This is a genomic window from Nocardia sp. NPDC058497 (assembly GCF_042720195.1).
In the GTDB taxonomy this organism is placed as follows: domain Bacteria; phylum Actinomycetota; class Actinomycetes; order Mycobacteriales; family Mycobacteriaceae; genus Nocardia.
Genome location: NZ_JBHXMY010000693.1, coordinates 1 through 2,845 on the forward strand (window position 1 = coordinate 1; position 2,845 = coordinate 2,845).

Consider the following 2,845-nt stretch of genomic DNA (forward strand, 5'->3'; position numbering starts at 1 on the left):
TGCCAGGCCTGCGCGTAGCATCGGGGCTCAGCGAAGCCGGCGCGGCGGCCATCCGGACGCTCGGTCCGGGTGGCTGCTACTCAGGGTGTCAGTGCGCCGCCGAATCCCAGCTGCGGCCGGTGCCGACCGAGACGGTCAGCGGGACCGAGAGTTCGATAGCCGAGGACATCTGTTCGCGGGCAAGGGATTCCAGAGCTTCACGTTCGCCGTCGGCGACCTCGAAGACGAGTTCGTCGTGGATCTGCAGGAGCATGCGCGAGCGCAGGCCCGCCTCGCGCATCGCGTTCTGCACGTTGATCATGGCGACCTTGATGATGTCGGCGGCGGTGCCCTGGATGGGGGCGTTGAGGGCCATGCGCTCGGCGGCCTCGCGGCGCTGGCGGTTGCTGGAATCCAGGTCGGGCAGGTAGCGGCGGCGGCCGAACAGGGTTTGGGTGTAGCCGACCTTGCGGGCCTGCTCGACGACCTCGGCCAGGTAGTCGCGGATGCCGCCGAAGCGGTCGAAGTAGACGTCCATCTGCTCCTTGGCCTCGGCGGTGCTGATCTTCAGCTGGGCCGAGAGGCCGTAGGAGCTCAGCCCGTAGGCCAGACCGTAGGACATGGCCTTGATCCGGCGGCGCATCTCCGGGTTCACCTCCGACAGCGGGATGTCGAAGGCCTTGGACGCGACGAAGGTGTGCAGGTCCTCGCCGGAGTTGAACGCCTCGATCAGGCCCTCGTCGCCGGACAGGTGCGCCATGATCCGCATCTCGATCTGGCTGTAGTCGGCGGTCATCAGCTCGGTGTAGCCGGGGCCGACGACGAAGGTGTCGCGGATCTGGCGGCCCGTGTCGGTGCGGATCGGGATGTTCTGCAGGTTCGGCTCGGTCGAGGAGAGCCTGCCGGTGGCGGCGATGGTCTGGTTGAAGGTGGTGTGCACGCGGCCGTCGTCGGCGACCGACTTGAGCAGGCCGTCGACGGTCACCTTCAGCCTGGTCGCGTCGCGGTGCGCGAGCAGGTGCTCGAGGAAGGCGTGGCCGGTCTTCTCGAACAGCGACTCCAGCGCGTCGGCGTCGGTGGTGTAGCCGGTCTTGGTGCGCTTGGTCTTGGGCATGTCGAGCTCGTCGAACAGCACCACCTGCAGCTGTTTGGGCGAGCCGAGGTTGATCTGCTTGCCGATCACCTCGTACGCCGAGTTCGCCGCCTCGGCGACCCGGTCGGCGAACTGGCGCTGCAGCGACTCGAGCTGGGCCACGTCGACGGCGATGCCCGCCTCTTCGAGCTGGCCGAGCACGCCGAGCAGCGGCAGCTCCATCTCGTCGAGCAGGGCGGTCGACTCGATCGCGGCCAGCTCGGTGTCGAGCGCGTCGGCGAGGTCGGCGACCGCGCGGGCGCGCAGCATCTCCTGGCGCGCGGTCTCGGCGGCGACGGTGTCCTCGTCGTCGAGCAGCGAGAGCTGACCCGTGTCGCCGGTCTCCACGCGCAGTTCGCGCTTGAGGTAGCGCAGGGACAGATCGTCGAGGTTGAAGCTGCGCTGGCCGGGCCGGACCAGGTAGGCCGCCAGCGCGGTATCGGTGGTGAGGCCGGCCAGGGTGAAGCCGCGACCGCGCAGCGCGTGGCCGGCGGCCTTGGCCTCGTGCAGCGCCTTGGGCACGGCCGGGTCGGCCAGCCAGGCGCCCAGCGCCGCCTCGTCCTCGGGGGTGAGCACGGTGAGGTCGATGTAGCCGCCTTCGCCGTCACCGGCGGCGATGGCGATCGCACGGGCGTCGCCGTGCACCGGGGTGCCGGTGCCGACCACCGACAGACCTTGGCGCACACCGGCTTTCGCGTGCTCGGCCAGCCAGTCGGCCACCGCGCCCTGGTCGAGGGCGCCACCGCTGATCTCGAAGCCGGATTCGGCCTCGGGCTCGGCGGAGCCGAGGGTCTCGAAGAGCCGGTCGCGCAGCACCCGGAATTCCAGGTCGTCGAAGAGCTGGTGGATCTTCTCCCGGTCCCACGGCGCCTGCGCCAGCTGGTCGGGGGTGTAGGGCAGCGGCACCTCGCGCACCATCTCGGTGAGCTGGCGGTTGAGCACGACGCTGGACAGGTTGGCGCGCAGCGCGTCGCCGACCTTGCCCTTCACCTGGTCGACCTTGTCGACGAGGGTGGCCAGGTCGCCGTATTCGCGGATCCACTTGGCGGCGGTCTTCTCGCCGACGCCGGGGATGCCGGGCAGGTTGTCGCTCGGGTCGCCGCGCAGCGCCGCGTAGTCCGGGTACTGGGCGGGGGTGAGGCCGTACTTGGTCTCCACCTCGGCCGGGGTGAACCGGGTGAGATCGGAGACGCCCTTGCGCGGGTAGAGGACGGTGACGTCGTCGTTGACCAGCTGGATGGCGTCGCGGTCACCGGTGACGATGAAGACCCGGTACCCCTGGGCGACGGCCTGGGTGGTGAGCGTGGCGATCACGTCGTCGGCCTCGTAGCCGTCGATCGCCATCACGGGAATGCCGAGGGCGCCGAGCACGTCCTTGGTGAGCTCGACCTGGCCGCGGAACTCGTCGGGCGTCGCGCTGCGGTTGGCCTTGTACTCCGGGTAGGCCTCGGTGCGGAAGGTCTTGCGGGACACGTCGAACGCCGCGGCCACATGGCTGGGCTTCTCGTCGCGCAGCAGATTGATGAGCATCGAGGTGAACCCGTACACCGCGTTGGTGGTCTGCCCGGTGACGGTTTTGAAGTTCTCCGCCGGTAGCGCGAAGAACGCGCGGTAGGCCAGCGAGTGCCCGTCCAGGAGCAGCAGCGTCGGCCGCTCACCGCCCGAATCGGTGGTCGTTGTCGATGCCTGCGCAGTCGTCGGTGAACTCACCCGGATGAGTGTAGGGACCACCAC

Annotated in this window: 1 protein-coding gene; it reads right to left on the reverse strand. The window is 69.5% G+C overall.

Annotated features, from left to right (window positions below; all coding sequences use genetic code 11):
• Positions 1-88 precede the first annotated feature (88 nt).
• The gene (polA, locus tag ACFWPJ_RS29620) at positions 89-2,821 is read right to left on the reverse strand and encodes a DNA polymerase I (RefSeq protein ID WP_378856330.1); all 2,733 of its coding nucleotides are present in this window, start codon (positions 2,819-2,821) and stop codon (positions 89-91) included.
• Positions 2,822-2,845: the final 24 nt, after the last annotated feature.